The organism is Bifidobacterium indicum (assembly GCF_036987015.1).
Lineage (GTDB): Bacteria > Actinomycetota > Actinomycetes > Actinomycetales > Bifidobacteriaceae > Bombiscardovia > Bombiscardovia indica.
The window spans coordinates 1,194,114-1,209,356 of sequence record NZ_BTXM01000001.1 but is presented as its reverse complement, the minus strand read 5'-3'; the positions used below and the strand labels follow the sequence as shown (position 1 = coordinate 1,209,356).

Sequence of the window (15,243 nt, the reverse complement as noted above, 5' to 3'; positions counted from 1 at the left end):
TCATCATGGCTGAAAACAACAACAGCTCCGCGGTTCTCGAGTCCGAGGAGACCGCAGCTTCCTACACTTCGGAGACCAACGCCGGTGCCGGCACCGGAACCTCCGCCATCGAGCCGGGCTACGGCACCGGCCGCCGCAAGGAGGCCGTCGCCCGTGTGCGACTGGTCCCCGGATCCGGCAAGTGGACCATCAACGGGCACACCCTGGAGGAGTATTTCCCCAGCCGTCTGCACCAGCGCGAGGTCAACTCGCCGATCGTCCTGCTCAAGCTCGAGAACAGGTTCGACATCATCGTCCGCGTCGACGGCGGCGGCGTGACCGGCCAGGCAGGCGCAATCCGCCTGGGTGTGGCCCGCGCCCTGAACGCCATCGACCGTGACGCCAACCGTCCCGCCCTGAAGAAGGCCGGATTCCTGACCCGCGACGCCCGCGTCGTGGAGCGCAAGAAGGCCGGTCTGCACAAGGCACGTCGCGCTCCTCAGTTCTCCAAGCGCTGACCGGCAGGTCACCCCTTACGAACCCGCGGCCTTCGGGCCGCGGGTTTTGTATGTTTGGACCCGTCTCGGTGCGTCTCAGATCCCGGGTGTCCCAATACGAGCAGTGGTTGGAACCGAACGTGAAACTGAACGGAAACTGTTACGTATTAACCAGAAACGGAACGATTCCCCACACGACACGCTACAAACGAACGTCGCCACTCTCAGGGCCGATTTGGTAGCCCCTCTTCGCTATATTGTGACCTTGATCACCATACCGACGTTGCTGTATGGCTGGTAGACATAGGGTCGTCCGGTTTTCCGGATACCTGACAACTGCTCATTAAGGGGGGCATGTGGTCTCGGACAAGAAGAATATGCACACCAATACGGGGGCTTCCGCCAAGCGGGAGAAAGCTGCGACGGTCAGCCCCGATAAGGAGGTTGATGCCCTGGTGACCAGGGCACAGGCTGCCCTGGAGAAATTTGAGGAGCTCAATCAAACCCAGGTCGACCGGATCGTCGCCAAGGCCTCCATCGCCGCCCTCAACAAGCATCTGGTCCTGGCCAAGCTGGCCGTCGAGGAGACCGGGCGAGGCCTGGTCGAAGACAAGGCCACCAAGAACATCTTCGCCTGCGAGCATGTGACCAACCACCTCGCCAAGCAGCGTACGGTCGGCGTCATCAACGAGAACGACGTGGACGGCATCATCGAGGTGGCCGAGCCGGTTGGTGTGGTGGCCGGTGTCACCCCGGTGACCAACCCGACCTCCACGGCCATCTTCAAGTCCCTGATCGCCCTGAAGACCCGTTGCCCGATCGTCTTCGGCTTCCATCCCTTCGCTCAGAAATGCTCCGTGGAGGCCGCCAGGATCGTCCGTGACGCGGCCATTGAGGCCGGTGCCCCCGAGGATTGCATCCAGTGGATCGAGCACCCCTCCGTCGAGGCCACCGGGGCCCTGATGAAGCACCCGGGTGTGGCCACCATCCTGGCCACCGGCGGCCCCGGCATGGTCAAGGCCGCCTACTCCTCCGGCAAGCCCGCCCTGGGCGTCGGTGCCGGCAATGCCCCCGCCTACGTCGACAAGGACGTGTGCGTGCCCAGGGCGGTCAACGACCTGATTCTCTCCAAGCACTTCGATTACGGCATGATCTGCGCCACCGAGCAGGCCATCATCGCCCACCAGGACGTTTACGACCGGGTGGTGGACGAGATGAAGCGCCGCCGTGCCTACTTCGTCAACAAGGAGGAGAAGGCCAAGCTGGAGCAGTACATGTTCGGAGTCACCGCCTACGCCGGCAAGGATGCCCCCGCTCCCAAGCTGAACTCGGTGGTTCCCGGTAAATCGCCCCAGTTCATCGCCCATGAGGCCGGCTTCGAGGTCCCCGAGGATGTGACCATCCTGGCGGCCGAATGCCAGGAGGTCGGCGAGATGGAACCCCTGACCCTGGAGAAGCTTGCCCCGGTACAGGCCGTCCTCAGGGCCGGCAACAAGGAGGAAGCCTTCACCATGTGTGAGCAGATGCTCCACTTCGGTGCCGGTCATACAGCCGCCATCCACACCGACAACGAGAAACTGGTGCGTGAGTTCGGCCTGCGCATGCACGCCTGCAGGATCGTCTGGAACCAGCCCAGCTCCCTGGGTGGGATCGGTGACATCTACAATTCCATCGCCCCCTCCCTGACCCTGGGCTGCGGCTCCTATGGCGGAAACTCCGTGGCTGGTAACGTCCAGGCGGTCAATCTGATCAACGTCAAGCGCATAGCTCGGAGGAACAACAACATGCAGTGGTTCAAGGTGCCGCCCAAGACCTACTTCGAGCCGAATTCCGTGCGGTACCTGCGTGACATGTTCGGCATCCACCGCGCCGTCATCGTCTGCGACAAGGTCATGGAGCAGCTGGGCATCATCGACAAGATCATCGATCAGCTGCGGGCGCGCCCCGAGTCCGTCACCTTCAGGATCATCGACTACGTGGAGCCCGAGCCCAGCGTCGAGACCGTGGAGCGTGGAGCCGAGATGATGCGTGACGAGTTCGGTCCCGACACCATCATCGCCGTGGGCGGCGGCAGCCCCATGGACGCGGCCAAGATCATGTGGCTCCTCTATGAGCACCCGGAGATCTCCTTCGCCGACGTGCGCGAGAAGTTCTTCGACATCCGCAAGAGGGCCTTCAAGATCCCGCCGCTGGGAACCAAGGCCAAGTTGGTCTGCATCCCCACCTCCTCGGGCACCGGCTCCGAGGTGACCCCCTTCGCGGTCATCACCGACCACAAGACCGGCTACAAGTACCCGATCACCGATTACGCCCTGACCCCCAGTGTGGCCATCGTGGACCCGGTCCTGGCCCGGACCCAGCCCAAGCGCCTGGCCTCGGATTCCGGTTTCGACGCCCTGACCCACTGCATGGAGGCCTTCGTCTCGGTCTACGCCAACGACTACACGGACGCCATGGCCCTGAGGGCCGCCAAGCTGATTTGGGACAACCTGGCGGTTTCGGTCGGCACCGAGGGCGGCAGGACCAAGATCCGGGCCCAGGAGAAGATGCACAACGCGGCCACCATGGCCGGCATGGCCTTCGGGTCGGCCTTCCTGGGCATGTGCCACGGCATGGCCCATACCATCGGCGCCCTCTGCCACATCGCCCATGGCCGGACCAACTCCATCCTCCTGCCCTACGTGATCCGCTACAACGGGCAGATTCCCCAGGAGCCCACCTCCTGGCCCAAATACAGCGAGTACATCGCCGCCGAGCGCTACCAGGAGCTGGCCCACGTCCTGGGCATCGAGTCCTCCTCGCCCGAGGAGGGTGTGGAACTCCTGGCCCAGGCCGTCGAGGACTACCGTGACCAGAAGCTGGGCATGGACAGGTCCTTCCAGGCCGCCGGTGTGAACGAGGACTACTTCTGGAGCGTCCTGGACCAGATCGGCATGCGTGCCTACGAAGACCAGTGCACCCCGGCCAACCCCCGGATCCCCCTGATCGAGGACATGAAGGACATCGCCATCGCCGCCTACTACGGCGTCCCCCAGGAGGAGGGACACCGTCTGCGTGTCAGCAGGGAGGGCGAGGCGGCCACCGAAGAGGCCTCACAGCGCATCTGACCTGCCCAGTGCATGATCGATCGGCCGGTCTCTCCACCGAGAGTGAACTCCCGGTGGAGAGACCGGCCTTGCCATGCCCAAAGCCATGGTACGGACGGGCTCCGGGGTCAAAGCCCGTGCGACACGCCCGGATTATGCTAGGGGTACCCTCGTGGTTAAATAAGGAAGTTGCCTGTTTTGGGCTCGCACATTTGTAATTCACAATAGCGGGTGCAGCACGGGAACCTACCCCACTGGGTTCCTGTTGGCTGTGCATGGATGCGGTTTTGGCTTGCCGGGTGGAAAACCCGCTGAGTCCCGGCCCTCGATGCCCTTGCAACAGGTTGGATAACCAGTTATATAGATCGCTAGAAAGGGCGGACGGCAATGGCGGGACAGAAAATCCGCATCAGGCTAAAGTCCTATGACCATGAGGTCATCGACCAATCGGCGAAGAAAATCGTCGAGACGGTGACGAACGCGGGCGCAACGGTTGTTGGCCCCGTTCCGTTGCCGACTGAGAAGAACGTGTATGTCGTCATCCGTTCTCCTCACAAGTACAAGGACTCCCGCGAGCACTTCGAGATGCGCACCCACAAGCGCCTGATCGACATCGTGGATCCCACGCCCAAGGCGGTGGATTCGCTGATGCACATCGATCTGCCGGCGGACGTCAACATCGAAATCAAGCTGTAAGGGAGGAGGAAACCGTATGGCTGAAGAGCAGAGGAACCGAAAGGCTCTCCTGGGCCGCAAGCTGGGCATGTCCCAGGTCTGGGATGAGAACGGCTTCTTCGTCCCGGTGACCCTGGTGGATGTCTCCACCAACGTGGTGACCGCGGTCAAGAACGAGGAAAAGGACGGCTACCAGGCCATCCAGATCGGCTACGGCCAGATCGACCCCACCAAGGTGACCAGGCCCCTGGCAGGTCATTTCGCCAAGGCCGGTGTGACCCCGCGCCGCCACCTGGTAGAGGTGCGCACCGGTGACGCCGAGAGCTACCAGCCCGGCCAGGAGCTCGGTCTGGACCTGCTGCCCGAGGGCAGTGAGGTCGACGTGACCGGCACCACCAAGGGCAAGGGCTTCGCGGGCACCATCAAGCGCTGGGGCTTCAAGTCCTACCGCCGTACCCACGGTTCGCACAAGAACGAACGTCGTCCCGGTTCCGTGGGCGCATGCGCAACCCCCAGCCGCATCCTCAAGGGAAAGCGGATGGCCGGCCGCATGGGTCACGACACCTCGACGGTCCAGAACCTGACCATCGTCTCCGCGGATGCCGAGAAGGGCGTCATCGCCATCAAGGGTGCCGTCCCCGGCCCCCGCGGCGCCATCGTCCTGGTCCGTTCGGCAGTGAAGGGAGCTTGAAATCATGGCTAAGCTGACTCTGAACATCACGGACGCCACGGGCAAGGCAGCCGGCAAGGTTGAGGCCCCCGAGAACATCTTCGGCATCGCCGAGGATGAGGTCCAGGCCCATGTGCCCCTGATCCACCAGGTCGTCGTGGCCCAGCTGGCCGCGGCCCGCCAGGGCACCCACTCGGTCAAGACCCGTTCCACCATCTCCGGTGGCGGTCGCAAGCCTTGGAAGCAGAAGGGCACGGGCCGTGCTCGTCAGGGCTCCATCCGCGCCCCCCAGTGGGCCGGTGGTGCCGTGGTCCATGGACCCCAGCCCCGCGACTACTCCCAGCGCACCCCCAAGAAGATGAAGGCTGCGGCACTGCGCTACATCCTCTCCGACAGGGCCAATGCAGGGCGCATCCACGTGGTTGATTTCGGCATCGGTGAGACCCCGTCCACCAAGGCCGCCAAGGCGGCACTCCTGCCCCTGGTCGAGAACCGCTTCACGACCATCGTGCTCTCCCGTGAGAACATCAACGAGTGGCTCTCCGTGAGGAACCTGCCCACCGTGCATGTCCTCTTCGCCGATCAGCTCAACACCTACGACGTGGTCACCGCCGAGGATGTCGTCTTCAGCAAGGACGGCTTCGACGCCTTCCTGGCTTCCAGGGGCGACACCAAGTCCGAGACCGTCAAGGAGGCCTGATTCACATGGCAGCAATCCACAAGCCCGCGCACGACATCATCCTGCGCCCGGTCGTCTCCGAGAAGAGCTATGCCAACTCGGACCGCGGCCAGTACACCTTCGTGGTGGATCCTTCCGCCAACAAGGTGGCCATCAAGCAGGCCATCGAGCAGATCTTCAATGTGAAGGTCACGTCGGTCAACACCCTGAACCGCAAGGGCAAGCGCACCCGTACCCGTACCGGATACGGCCAGCGTGCCAGCGAGAAGCGGGCCATCGTCAAGGTGGCCGAGGGGCAGTCGATCGATGTCTTCGGTAGTGGTAACTGAAGGCTAGCCGAGAAAAGTTAAGGAAGAACTACATTATGGCTATCCGTACATATAAGCCGACGACCGCGGGCCGTCGCAACGCATCGGTTTCGGACTTCGCCGAAATCACGCGCTCCAAGCCCGAGAAGTCGCTGGTTCGCAAGCTCAGCAAGACCGGTGGACGCAACTCCTACGGTCGGGTCACCAGCCGTCATCGCGGTGGTGGCCACAAGCGCCAGTACCGTCTCATCGACTTCCGTCGCTGGGACAAGGACGGCGTGCCCGCCAAGGTTGCCGAGATCGAGTACGATCCCAACCGCTCGGCACGCATCGCCCTCCTGCACTTCGCAGACGGTGAGAAGCGCTACATCATTGCTCCTCAGGGCATCAAGCAGGGTGACGCCATCGAGACCGGTCCCAAGGCCGATATCAAACCCGGCAACAACCTGCCCCTGCGCAACATCCCGACCGGCACCATCGTCCACGCCATCGAGCTGAGGCCACTTGGCGGTGCCAAGATCGCCCGCTCCGCCGGTGCGGCCGTTCAGCTGGTCGCCAAGGACGGTGCATACGCCCAGCTGCGTATGCCCTCGGGTGAGATTCGCAACGTCGACGCCCGCTGCCGCGCTACCGTCGGTGAGGTCGGCAACTCCGACCACGCCAACATCCAGCTCGGCAAGGCCGGTCGTGCACGTTGGCTTGGTCGCCGACCGATCACCCGTGGTGAGTCCATGAACCCCGTCGACCACCCGCATGGTGGACGCACTCGCGGTGGCAAGCCGCCAGTGTCTCCTTGGGGCAAGGGCGAGGTCCGTACGCGCAGGCCCAAGAAGGCATCCAACAAGATGATCGTGCGCCGCCGTCCAAATGGTAAGAACCGCAAGTAAGGGAGTGCCGAACAGATGACTCGTAGCATCAAGAAGGGCCCATTCGTCGACGCCCACTTGCAGAAGAAAGTCGACGAGCAGAACGAAAAGGGCACCAAGAACGTCATCAAGACCTGGTCCCGTCGTTCCATGATCACCCCGGACTTCATCGGGCACACCTTCGCTGTGCACGATGGCCGCAAGCATGTCCCGGTTTTCGTTACCGAGGCCATGGTCGGTCACAAGCTCGGTGAGTTCGCCCCCACGCGCACCTTCAAGGGTCACGTGAAGGACGACAAGAAAGCACGCCGCTGAGGCGAGGGAGAGTAGAGACACATGGAAGCTAAGGCAATTGCACGTCACGTCCGCGTGACGCCGCGCAAGGCTCGCCGCGTCGTCGACCTCATCCGAGGCAAGCAGGCGACCGAGGCCGTGACCATTCTGAAGTTCGCCCCCCAGGATGCGGCCATTCCGGTCCGCAAGTGCCTGGAGAGCGCCATCGCCAACGCCCGTGTCAAGGCGGACAAGGCCAATGAGCCTTTCCGTGAGAACGAGCTCGTGGTTCGTGAGACCTATGTGGACGAAGGCACCACCCTGAAGAGGTTCCGTGCCCGCGCCCAGGGTCGTGCGGCCCGCATCAACAAGCGGACCAGCCACATCACCGTCGTGGTGGCCGACAAGGAAGGAGCCCGGTAATGGGGCAGAAAATCAACCCGTTTGGGTACCGACTCGGCATCACCGAAGAGCACCGCAGCAAGTGGTACTCCGACTCCCACAAGCCGGGGGAGCGCTACAGCGACTTCGTGCTTGAGGACGACAGGATCCGCAAGGAGATGAACAAGGATCTGGAGCGCGCCGGCGTTTCCAAGATCGTCATCGAGCGGACCCGTGACCGGGTGCGCGTCGACATCCACACCGCCAGGCCGGGCATCGTCATCGGCCGTCGCGGTGCCGAGGCCGAGCGCGTCCGCGCCAAGCTGGAGAAGATCACCGGCAAGCAGGTTCAGCTGAACATCTTCGAGGTCAAGAACGCCTCGATCGATGCCCAGCTGGTCGCCCAGGGCATCGCCGAGCAGCTGACCAACCGCGTCACCTTCCGTCGTGCCATGCGCAAGGCCCAGCAGGACGCCATGCGCGCCGGGGCCAAGGGCATCAGGATCAAGCTCTCCGGCCGCCTGGGTGGAGCCGAAATGAGCCGTTCGGAGTTCTACCGCGAGGGCCGTGTACCCCTGCAGACCCTCCGCGCCCTGATCGATTACGGCTTCTTCGAGGCAAGGACCACCTACGGTCGCATCGGCGTCAAGGTCTGGATCTACAAGGGCGACATGACCGAGCGTGAGTTCGAGGAGCAGCAGGCTCAGCAGAACAACCGTCCCGGTCGTCGGGGGGACCGTCGTCCCCGCCGTGGTGCCCGCCCCGCCGAGGGTCGCACCCGTCGCGAGCAGGACGCAGCCCAGGAGAACAGCGGTGTGGCGACTCCGCCGGCGGCAGCTGAGGAACAGACCGCAGCGGCCCCCGTCGCAACGGAAGCAAAGGAGTGAGCTGTGCTTATCCCAAAGAGGACTAAATACCGCAAGCAGCATCGTCCCGGTCGTTCGGGCATGTCCAAGGGCGGCAACGAGATCGCCTTCGGCGATTTTGGCATTCAGGCCCTGGCTCCGGCTTACCTGACCAATCGTCAGATAGAGGCTGCCCGTATCGCCATGACCCGCTACATCAAGCGTGGCGGTCGTGTCTGGATCACGGTCTTCCCCGATCGGCCCCTGACCAAGCACGCCCTCGGTTCCCGAATGGGTTCCGGCAAGGGGGCGCCCGAGTTCTGGGTGGCCAATGTCCGTCCCGGCAGGGTGCTCTTCGAAATCGGCGGCGTCTCGGAGGATGTGGCCCGTGAGGCCCTCCGTCGTGCAGTCGACAAGCTCCCCATGAAGTGCCGGATTATTGCACGTGAAGGCGGTGACATCTGATGTCAGTCGGAACAGCCGAATATTCCATCAAGAATCTGAACGAGAAGACCGATGCGGAGATCGAGGACTTCCTGAAGAAGTCGAAGGAAGAACTCTTCAACCTGCGCTTCCAGTCCGCCACGGGCCAGCTGGAGAACACCTCCCGCCTCAAGGCCGTCAAGCACGACATCGCCAGGATGTACACGGTGCTGCGCGAGCGCGAACTGGGCATCAGCCAGGCGCCCTCCGAAGCAGAGGCCGATAGCAAAGCTGAGGAGAAGTAAGCATGGCTGACAAGCAGGAGCGCAACTTCCGCAAGGTACGCACCGGATATGTCGTCTCCGACGGTATGGACAAGACCATCACCGTCGAGCTGGAGCAGCGTTCGACCCACCCCCTGTACGGCAAGGTCGTCCGCAGCAACCGCAAGGTCAAGGCGCATGATGAAAAGAACGAGGCGCATGTTGGCGACTTCGTGAGTATCATGGAGACTCGGCCTCTGAGCAAGACCAAGCGCTGGCGTCTCGACTCCATCGTCGAGCGCGCCAAGTAACAAGTTCGGCCAGGCTCCGCATCCATCCGTCCTCGGGCAGGGTGTCTGCGGAGAACCAGCGCGGCTAAGGAGAATCAATGATTCAGCAGGAATCGCGGCTTCATATCGCCGACAACACGGGTGCCAAGGAGATTCTGGCCATCCGCGTGCTCGGTGGGTCGAAGCGTCGCTATGCCGGCATTGGCGACGTCATCGTCGCCACCGTCAAGGATGCCATTCCCGGCGGGTCGGTCAAGAAGGGCGAGGTCGTCAAGGCGGTCGTCGTCCGCACAGTCAAGGAGCACCGTCGTCCAGACGGCTCCTACATCAAGTTCGACGAGAACGCGGCGGTCATTCTGGGTAATGGCCGTGAACCCCGCGGCACTCGTATCTTCGGGCCGGTCGGTCGTGAACTGCGCGACAAGCGCTTCATGAAGATCGTGTCCCTCGCACCGGAGGTGATCTGAGATGGTGGCCAAGATCAAGACAGGCGACCAGGTCAAGGTCATCCGTGGCAAGGATCGCGGCAAGGAGGGCAAGGTCCTCAGGATCCTCCCCAACGACCGTCTGATCGTCGAGGGTGTCCAGATCGTCAAGAAGCACGTCAAGGCGACCCAGCAGGGCCAGGAGTCGGGCATCGTCCCCACCGAGGCCCCGATTCATCGCTCCAACGTGATGGTGATCGACCCCGAGACCAAGAAGCCGACCCGTATCGGCGTCAACATCAAGGAGGAGGCGCGTGACGGCAAGGTCAAGACCGTGCGCACCCGCTTCGCGAAGAAGTCAGGCAAGGAGCTGTCATGAGCGATACAACCGTTGAAGCACCGGCAGTCCCTCGTTTGAAGCAGCAGTACAGCGAGCAGATCGTGCCCGAGCTGGAGAAGGAGTTCAGCTTCTCCAACCCCATGCAGGTCCCCAAGATCGAGAAGATCGTGGTCTCCATGGGTGTGGGTGCCGCGGCTCGGGACTCCAAGCTGATCGAGGGTGCGGTCAAGGACCTGACGGCCATCACCGGCCAGAAGCCCAAGATCACCAAGGCCAAGAAGTCGGTGGCTCAGTTCCACCTGCGTGAAGGCCAGGCCATCGGCGCCTACGTCACCCTGCGCGGCGTGCGCATGTGGGAGTTCCTGGACCGTCTGCTGACCCTGGCCCTGCCCCGTATCCGCGATTTCCGCGGCATCAGTGACCGTCAGTTCGACGGTCAGGGCAACTACAACTTCGGTCTCACGGAGCAGTCCATGTTCCACGAGATCGATCCCGATCAGATCGATCACCAGCGTGGTATGGATATCACCGTGGTGACCTCCACCAAGAACGATCAGGAGGCCAGGGCACTGCTCAAGCAGCTCGGCTTCCCCTTCAAGGAGAACTGATATGGCAAAAACCGCTCTGAGAAACAAGGCGGCACGCAAGCCGAAGTTCAAGGTGCGTGGCTACACGCGCTGCCAGGTCTGCGGTCGTCCTCATTCCGTCTATCGCAAGTTCGGCCTGTGCCGCATCTGCCTTCGAGAGAAGGCCCACCGCGGCGAGCTGCCCGGAGTTACGAAGTCCAGTTGGTAAAGATCGACGCTGAAGGTCCGCGGTCGCAGCAGGAATCTGCACGGCGGCGGAAACCACGGCGAGGAAGGGCATAAGCCCACATGACAATGACAGATCCCATCGCAGACATGCTCACACGTCTGCGCAATGCGAGTGCGGCCAAGCATGAAACAGTCGACATGCCGTACTCCAAATTCAAGGCGGCCATCGCGCAGATTCTCAAGCGCGAGGGATACATCGCCGATTTCAGGGCCAAGGATGCACGCGTCGGGCAGGATCTGGAGATCACGCTCAAGTACGGTCCTGACGGCCGTCAGTCCATCCAGGGCATCAAGCGAGTCTCCAAGCCCGGTCTGCGCCGGTACGCCAAGTCGGACTCCCTGCCCATGCCCTTGGGCGGATTGGGAATCGCCATCATCTCGACCAGCTCGGGACTGATGACCCAGAAGGAATGCCTCGACCGGGGCATTGGTGGCGAGATCGTCGCCTACGTGTGGTGAGAAAGGAGAGCTGAACATGGCATCGCATATTGGTAAGCTCCCCATCGCCGTACCGGCGGGTGTGGAGGTGTCCATCAGGGGCCAGGAATTCACGGCCAAGGGTCCAAAGGGTTCAGACAGCTACACCATCCCCGACGGGGTGGTCGGCAAGGTCGAGGACAACCAGATCATCATGACCCCCGTCGATGATGAGCGTCCCACCCGGGCCAAGCATGGCCTGAGCCGCTCGATCGTGGCTTCCATGGTCGAGGGTGTCTCCAAAGGATACAACAAGCACCTGCTGATCGTGGGTACCGGTTACCGCGTGGTGACCAAGGGCAAGGGCCTGGAGTTCTCTCTGGGTTACTCGCACACCATCACCGTGAACCCCCCGGAGGGCATCACGTTCGAGACCCCGAACGCCAACGAGGTCATCGTTTCCGGTATCGACAAGCAGGCCGTCGGCCAGGCAGCGGCCAACATCCGCCGCCTGCGCGCCCCCGAACCCTACAAGGGCAAGGGCATCAAGTACGCCGATGAGCACATCATGCGCAAGGCCGGAAAGGCTGGTAAGTGATATGACAGTCACGATTCTAGGTAAAGGCAAGAAGGTCGCCCGCCTGCGTCGTCACGCCCGTCTGCGCAAGCACGTGGTGGGAACCGCCGAGCGCCCTCGCCTGGTGGTCACCCGTACCAACCGCAACATGATCGCCCAGATAGTCGATGACTCCAAGGGGGTCACCCTGGTCAGCGAATCGACGATGGCCTCGGACTACTCCTCCTTCAAGGGGACCAAGACCGAAGCCGCCCGCAAGGTGGGCGAACAGATTGCAGCCAAGGCCAAGGATGCCGGCATCACCGCCGTCGTCTTCGACCGTGGCGGCAACAAGTACCATGGCAGGGTCGCAGCGGTTGCGGAAGGCGCCCGAGAGGGAGGTTTGGCACTGTGAGCGACAATGAGAACACGAAGGAAGCAACCCAGGTGACTGTAGATTCCAAGAACACTCAGTCCGGCCGGGGTGGCAGGAACGACCGGAACGATGATCGCCGTGGCGGTCGTCGCGGCGGCTCCCACGATGGCCGTCGTGACGGTCGCCGTGGTCGTCGCGATCGCGACGACCGCCGTGGTGACGAGCTCCTGGACAAGGTCGTGACCATCAACCGTGTGTCCAAGGTCCACAAGGGTGGACGTACTTTCAGCTTTGCGGCTTTGGTGGTCGTGGGCGATGGCAAGGGCACCGTCGGGGTCGGCTACGGCAAGTCCCGTGAGGTTCCTGCTGCCATCTCCAAGGGCCAGCTGGACGCCAAGAAGCACATGTTCACGGTTCCCCGCATCCGTGGCACCGTCACCCACCCGGTGATCGGCCATGATGCGGCAGGTACCGTCCTCCTGAGGCCTGCGGCCCCCGGTACCGGAGTTATCGCCGGTGGCCCGGTCCGCGCCGTCCTGGAGTGCGCCGGCATCACCGACATCCTCAGCAAGTCCATGGGATCCGCAACGGCCGTCAACATGGTCCGCGCCACTGTGGATGCACTCAAGCAGCTGGAGGAACCCGAGGAGATCGCGGCCCGCCGTGGTCTGCCCCTGGAAGAGGTTGCTCCCGACTCCCTGCTCCGTGCCCGCGCAGCCGGCATCGCCGAGGCCCGTAAGGAGCGTGAAGAGGCCAAGGAAAAGGCCAACGATGACGCTAAGGCAGGTGAGTGATGGCCAAGCAGATCAAGATCACACTGACCAAGGGCCTGGTGCATTCGACTGCACGCCAGAAGGAAAACGTCAAGTCCCTTGGTTTGCACAAGATCGGGCAGTCCGTCATCCGTGAGGATACGCCCGTCTACAGGGGCATGGCCAATAAGGTCCGCCACCTGGTCACCGTAGAGGAGGCTGACTGACAATGGCTAGCGAGAAGCAAGAGCCTACGATCCTGCAGATGCATGATCTGCGTCCGGCTCCCGGAGCCAAGCGCGACCGCATCCGTGTGGGCCGAGGCGAAGGGTCCAAGGGCAAGACCTCGGGCCGTGGCATGAAGGGTACCAAGGCGCGTTACCAGGTGCGTCCAGGATTCGAAGGCGGCCAGTTGCCTCTGTACATGAGGCTGCCCAAGTTGCGCGGATTCCGCAGCCCGTTCAAGAAGCAGTATCAGGTCGTCAACCTTGGGGCACTGAGCGAGCTCTTCCCCAAGGGCGGCGAGATCACCGTCGACGACCTGGTCAAGGGCGGAGCGGTCCGCAAGGGTTACCCGGTCAAGGTCCTCGGGGAAGGTGAGGCCAAGACGGCCTTCACCCTCAAGGGCATGAAGGCCTCGGCCTCTGCCAGGAGCAAGATCGAGGCTGCAGGCGGGTCCATCTCCGAAGGCTGAGTATCGGAGGGACTGACCTGCACGGCAGGACATGGTTCATCGGCCCTCCCCGTCTTACGGGCGAGGGCCGATTCCAGATTCGACCAAGGTTGACAGACCCATCGGTTATGCTGGTCGGAGCACAAGGATGAGCGCGGCTTATGGAGAACTCAGGCGCGGTAGGGAAGGAACTTAGGTGAGGACGTTAATCCAGGCCTTCAGAACCAAGGAGCTGAGGAACAAGATCCTCTTCGTCTTTGGTATCATCATCATCTACCGGATCGGTTCATTCATACCGACCCCCGGAGTGGATTACCCCGCTGTGCAGAAGTGCATCACCACAGCCGGCAATGAGGACTTCATAGGCCTGGTCAACCTGTTCTCCGGTGGCGCACTCCTCCAGCTCTCCATTTTCGCACTGGGCATCATGCCATACATCACGGCATCCATCGTCGTTCAGCTGCTGCGTGTGGTCATCCCTCGGTTCGAGGCCCTGCACAAGGAGGGCCAGTCGGGTGAGGCCAAGCTCACCGAGTACACCAGGTATCTGACCATCGGCCTGGCCATCCTCCAGTCCACCACCATCCTGGTCACCGCCAGGTCCGGCGCCCTCTTCAATGGGGCATGCCAGAGCCAGGTCATCCCCGACAGCTCGGTCTGGAACCTGATCGTCATGGTCCTGATCATGACCGGCGGCACCGGCCTGATCATGTGGATGGCCGAGCTCATCACCGACAAGGGTATCGGCAATGGTATGTCGGTCCTGATCTTCACCTCCATCTGCTCCGGATTCCTGCCGCAGCTTTGGAACATCGGCTGGGGCACCAACGGCAAGAACGGCGACTGGACCAAGTTCGGCATCGTAGTGGCTGTCCTGGTCTTCATCCTGATCTTCGTGGACTTCGTGGAGCTGGCCCAGCGCCGTATCCCGGTCCAGTACACCAGGCGCATGATCGGCAGGAAGATGTATGGCGGATCATCCACCTACCTTCCCCTGAAGATCAACATGTCCGGCGTCATCCCACCCATCTTCGCCTCGTCCATTCTGGCCATCCCCACCCTGATCGCCCAGTTCGGCAAGTCCGATCAGAACTGGGTCAAGTGGATCGACGCGAATCTGGCCGACACCACCTCGGTCTGGTACATCGTCCTGTACTCGGTCATGATCGTCTTCTTCTGCTTCTTCTACACCTCGATCACCTTCAACCCGGACGAGACAGCAGACAACATGAAGGAATACGGTGGCTTCATCCCCGGTGTCAGGGCCGGACGTGCCACCAGCCAGTATCTGAACTATGTCATGAACAGGCTGAATACCGTGGGTGCCGTCTACCTGCTCTTCGTGGCCTTGATTCCCACCGTCCTGATCATGCTGCTCAAGATCAATTCCAAGCTGCCCTTCGGAGGCACCACCATCCTGATCATCGCGGGCGTCGGTCTGGACACCCTGCGCCAGGCCAAGGCACAGACCGAACAATTCCAGTACACCGGTTTCCTCCTGGAAGGTGACCACAAGGAGGGCTGAACCCTCCGACCGGGTCCTTCTCGGGAGGATTCGACCACAGACTCTGAAAGGTCTGGCCAGCGGTTTCGTACGGTCCGTTGACCAGACCTTCTTGAATTCGGGAACCGGTCCGCCCTCTTGGACCGGGCA

The 15,243-nt window shown here is 62.4% G+C and carries 24 protein-coding genes; all 24 read left to right on the top strand.

The window, feature by feature from the left end; genetic code table 11:
• Positions 1-5 precede the first annotated feature (5 nt).
• The 24 genes from rpsI (at position 6) to secY (ending at position 15,114) form a co-directional block, all read left to right on the top strand.
• Positions 6-497: a 30S ribosomal protein S9 gene (rpsI, locus tag AACP59_RS05330; RefSeq protein ID WP_297316385.1), complete on the top strand. Its 492-nt coding sequence runs from the start codon at positions 6-8 to the stop codon at positions 495-497.
• Positions 498-853: 356 nt separating this feature from the next.
• Entirely contained in the window at positions 854-3,583 is a 2,730-nt protein-coding gene (gene adhE / locus AACP59_RS05325; RefSeq protein WP_297316384.1) for a bifunctional acetaldehyde-CoA/alcohol dehydrogenase, read from the top strand.
• A gap of 366 nt (positions 3,584-3,949) precedes the next feature.
• Positions 3,950-4,258 carry a 30S ribosomal protein S10 gene (rpsJ, locus tag AACP59_RS05320; protein WP_006295278.1) on the top strand — a complete coding sequence of 103 codons (309 nt, stop codon included), beginning with the start codon at positions 3,950-3,952 and terminating at the stop codon, positions 4,256-4,258.
• A 16-nt stretch (positions 4,259-4,274) separates the two neighbouring features.
• Positions 4,275-4,928 (top strand): 50S ribosomal protein L3, encoded by a 654-nt coding sequence (gene rplC, locus AACP59_RS05315; protein ID WP_297316383.1) that lies wholly within the window; start codon positions 4,275-4,277, stop codon positions 4,926-4,928.
• A gap of 4 nt (positions 4,929-4,932) precedes the next feature.
• Positions 4,933-5,607 carry a 50S ribosomal protein L4 gene (rplD, locus tag AACP59_RS05310; protein ID WP_297316382.1) on the top strand — a complete coding sequence of 225 codons (675 nt, stop codon included), beginning with the start codon at positions 4,933-4,935 and terminating at the stop codon, positions 5,605-5,607.
• 5 nt (positions 5,608-5,612) lie between these two features.
• Positions 5,613-5,915, top strand: coding sequence for a 50S ribosomal protein L23 (rplW, locus tag AACP59_RS05305; RefSeq protein WP_297316381.1), 303 nt, complete (start codon positions 5,613-5,615; stop codon positions 5,913-5,915).
• Positions 5,916-5,950: 35 nt separating this feature from the next.
• Positions 5,951-6,781 (top strand): 50S ribosomal protein L2, encoded by an 831-nt coding sequence (gene rplB / locus AACP59_RS05300; protein ID WP_297316380.1) that lies wholly within the window; start codon positions 5,951-5,953, stop codon positions 6,779-6,781.
• A gap of 15 nt (positions 6,782-6,796) precedes the next feature.
• On the top strand, positions 6,797-7,075 hold the full coding sequence (gene rpsS / locus AACP59_RS05295) for a 30S ribosomal protein S19 (protein WP_033490666.1): 279 nt from the start codon (positions 6,797-6,799) through the stop codon (positions 7,073-7,075).
• Positions 7,076-7,096: 21 nt separating this feature from the next.
• Positions 7,097-7,456 (top strand): 50S ribosomal protein L22, encoded by a 360-nt coding sequence (gene rplV, locus AACP59_RS05290; protein WP_297316379.1) that lies wholly within the window; start codon positions 7,097-7,099, stop codon positions 7,454-7,456.
• On the top strand, positions 7,456-8,301 hold the full coding sequence (gene rpsC, locus AACP59_RS05285) for a 30S ribosomal protein S3 (RefSeq protein WP_297316378.1): 846 nt from the start codon (positions 7,456-7,458) through the stop codon (positions 8,299-8,301). The genes rplV and rpsC overlap by 1 nt, the downstream gene beginning before the upstream one ends.
• A gap of 3 nt (positions 8,302-8,304) precedes the next feature.
• Positions 8,305-8,724: a 50S ribosomal protein L16 gene (gene rplP, locus AACP59_RS05280; RefSeq protein ID WP_297316377.1), complete on the top strand. Its 420-nt coding sequence runs from the start codon at positions 8,305-8,307 to the stop codon at positions 8,722-8,724.
• Positions 8,724-8,987, top strand: coding sequence for a 50S ribosomal protein L29 (rpmC, locus tag AACP59_RS05275; RefSeq protein WP_297316376.1), 264 nt, complete (start codon positions 8,724-8,726; stop codon positions 8,985-8,987). The genes rplP and rpmC overlap by 1 nt, the downstream gene beginning before the upstream one ends.
• A gap of 2 nt (positions 8,988-8,989) precedes the next feature.
• Entirely contained in the window at positions 8,990-9,256 is a 267-nt protein-coding gene (gene rpsQ, locus AACP59_RS05270) for a 30S ribosomal protein S17 (protein ID WP_033490658.1), read from the top strand.
• Positions 9,257-9,333: 77 nt separating this feature from the next.
• Positions 9,334-9,702: a 50S ribosomal protein L14 gene (gene rplN, locus AACP59_RS05265; protein ID WP_297316375.1), complete on the top strand. Its 369-nt coding sequence runs from the start codon at positions 9,334-9,336 to the stop codon at positions 9,700-9,702.
• A gap of 1 nt (position 9,703) precedes the next feature.
• Positions 9,704-10,039 (top strand): 50S ribosomal protein L24, encoded by a 336-nt coding sequence (gene rplX, locus AACP59_RS05260; protein WP_297316374.1) that lies wholly within the window; start codon positions 9,704-9,706, stop codon positions 10,037-10,039.
• On the top strand, positions 10,036-10,608 hold the full coding sequence (gene rplE / locus AACP59_RS05255; RefSeq protein ID WP_297316373.1) for a 50S ribosomal protein L5: 573 nt from the start codon (positions 10,036-10,038) through the stop codon (positions 10,606-10,608). Before rplX ends, rplE begins: the two co-directional genes overlap by 4 nt.
• 1 nt (position 10,609) lies before the next feature.
• A complete protein-coding gene (locus AACP59_RS05250; RefSeq protein ID WP_015022346.1) occupies positions 10,610-10,795 on the top strand; it encodes a type Z 30S ribosomal protein S14 in 186 nt (61 codons plus the stop codon).
• A gap of 80 nt (positions 10,796-10,875) precedes the next feature.
• Complete coding sequence (gene rpsH, locus AACP59_RS05245; RefSeq protein WP_339350197.1) at positions 10,876-11,274, top strand: 30S ribosomal protein S8; 399 nt, start codon at positions 10,876-10,878, stop codon at positions 11,272-11,274.
• A 16-nt stretch (positions 11,275-11,290) separates the two neighbouring features.
• Positions 11,291-11,830, top strand: coding sequence for a 50S ribosomal protein L6 (rplF, locus tag AACP59_RS05240; protein WP_339350195.1), 540 nt, complete (start codon positions 11,291-11,293; stop codon positions 11,828-11,830).
• A 1-nt stretch (position 11,831) separates the two neighbouring features.
• Positions 11,832-12,203, top strand: a complete 372-nt coding sequence (gene rplR, locus AACP59_RS05235) for a 50S ribosomal protein L18 (protein ID WP_297316371.1) — start codon at positions 11,832-11,834, stop codon at positions 12,201-12,203.
• Positions 12,200-12,958: a 30S ribosomal protein S5 gene (rpsE, locus tag AACP59_RS05230; protein ID WP_297316370.1), complete on the top strand. Its 759-nt coding sequence runs from the start codon at positions 12,200-12,202 to the stop codon at positions 12,956-12,958. The genes rplR and rpsE overlap by 4 nt, the downstream gene beginning before the upstream one ends.
• On the top strand, positions 12,958-13,143 hold the full coding sequence (gene rpmD, locus AACP59_RS05225; protein ID WP_297316369.1) for a 50S ribosomal protein L30: 186 nt from the start codon (positions 12,958-12,960) through the stop codon (positions 13,141-13,143). The genes rpsE and rpmD overlap by 1 nt, the downstream gene beginning before the upstream one ends.
• Positions 13,144-13,145: 2 nt before the next feature.
• On the top strand, positions 13,146-13,610 hold the full coding sequence (rplO, locus tag AACP59_RS05220; protein ID WP_339350192.1) for a 50S ribosomal protein L15: 465 nt from the start codon (positions 13,146-13,148) through the stop codon (positions 13,608-13,610).
• Positions 13,611-13,785: 175 nt separating this feature from the next.
• A complete protein-coding gene (gene secY, locus AACP59_RS05215; protein WP_339350191.1) occupies positions 13,786-15,114 on the top strand; it encodes a preprotein translocase subunit SecY in 1,329 nt (442 codons plus the stop codon).
• Positions 15,115-15,243 lie beyond the last annotated feature (129 nt).

What these genes read in the sequence shown, in the direction of transcription:
- AACP59_RS05250 (WP_015022346.1), top strand. Translation starts at nt 10,610, where the DNA reads ATGGCAAAAACCGCTCTGAGAAACAAGGCGGCACGCAAGCCGAAGTTC.
- rpsI (WP_297316385.1), top strand. Translation starts at nt 6, where the DNA reads ATGGCTGAAAACAACAACAGCTCCGCGGTTCTCGAGTCCGAGGAGACC.
- rplD (WP_297316382.1), top strand. Translation starts at nt 4,933, where the DNA reads ATGGCTAAGCTGACTCTGAACATCACGGACGCCACGGGCAAGGCAGCC.
- rplB (WP_297316380.1), top strand. Translation starts at nt 5,951, where the DNA reads ATGGCTATCCGTACATATAAGCCGACGACCGCGGGCCGTCGCAACGCA.
- rpsJ (WP_006295278.1), top strand. Translation starts at nt 3,950, where the DNA reads ATGGCGGGACAGAAAATCCGCATCAGGCTAAAGTCCTATGACCATGAG.
- rpsH (WP_339350197.1), top strand. Translation starts at nt 10,876, where the DNA reads ATGACAATGACAGATCCCATCGCAGACATGCTCACACGTCTGCGCAAT.
- rplF (WP_339350195.1), top strand. Translation starts at nt 11,291, where the DNA reads ATGGCATCGCATATTGGTAAGCTCCCCATCGCCGTACCGGCGGGTGTG.
- rplX (WP_297316374.1), top strand. Translation starts at nt 9,704, where the DNA reads ATGGTGGCCAAGATCAAGACAGGCGACCAGGTCAAGGTCATCCGTGGC.
- adhE (WP_297316384.1), top strand. Translation starts at nt 854, where the DNA reads ATGCACACCAATACGGGGGCTTCCGCCAAGCGGGAGAAAGCTGCGACG.
- rplV (WP_297316379.1), top strand. Translation starts at nt 7,097, where the DNA reads ATGGAAGCTAAGGCAATTGCACGTCACGTCCGCGTGACGCCGCGCAAG.
- rpsC (WP_297316378.1), top strand. Translation starts at nt 7,456, where the DNA reads ATGGGGCAGAAAATCAACCCGTTTGGGTACCGACTCGGCATCACCGAA.
- rplE (WP_297316373.1), top strand. Translation starts at nt 10,036, where the DNA reads ATGAGCGATACAACCGTTGAAGCACCGGCAGTCCCTCGTTTGAAGCAG.
- rplC (WP_297316383.1), top strand. Translation starts at nt 4,275, where the DNA reads ATGGCTGAAGAGCAGAGGAACCGAAAGGCTCTCCTGGGCCGCAAGCTG.
- rpmC (WP_297316376.1), top strand. Translation starts at nt 8,724, where the DNA reads ATGTCAGTCGGAACAGCCGAATATTCCATCAAGAATCTGAACGAGAAG.
- rpsS (WP_033490666.1), top strand. Translation starts at nt 6,797, where the DNA reads ATGACTCGTAGCATCAAGAAGGGCCCATTCGTCGACGCCCACTTGCAG.
- rpmD (WP_297316369.1), top strand. Translation starts at nt 12,958, where the DNA reads ATGGCCAAGCAGATCAAGATCACACTGACCAAGGGCCTGGTGCATTCG.
- rplO (WP_339350192.1), top strand. Translation starts at nt 13,146, where the DNA reads ATGGCTAGCGAGAAGCAAGAGCCTACGATCCTGCAGATGCATGATCTG.
- rplN (WP_297316375.1), top strand. Translation starts at nt 9,334, where the DNA reads ATGATTCAGCAGGAATCGCGGCTTCATATCGCCGACAACACGGGTGCC.
- rpsQ (WP_033490658.1), top strand. Translation starts at nt 8,990, where the DNA reads ATGGCTGACAAGCAGGAGCGCAACTTCCGCAAGGTACGCACCGGATAT.
- rplR (WP_297316371.1), top strand. Translation starts at nt 11,832, where the DNA reads ATGACAGTCACGATTCTAGGTAAAGGCAAGAAGGTCGCCCGCCTGCGT.
- rplW (WP_297316381.1), top strand. Translation starts at nt 5,613, where the DNA reads ATGGCAGCAATCCACAAGCCCGCGCACGACATCATCCTGCGCCCGGTC.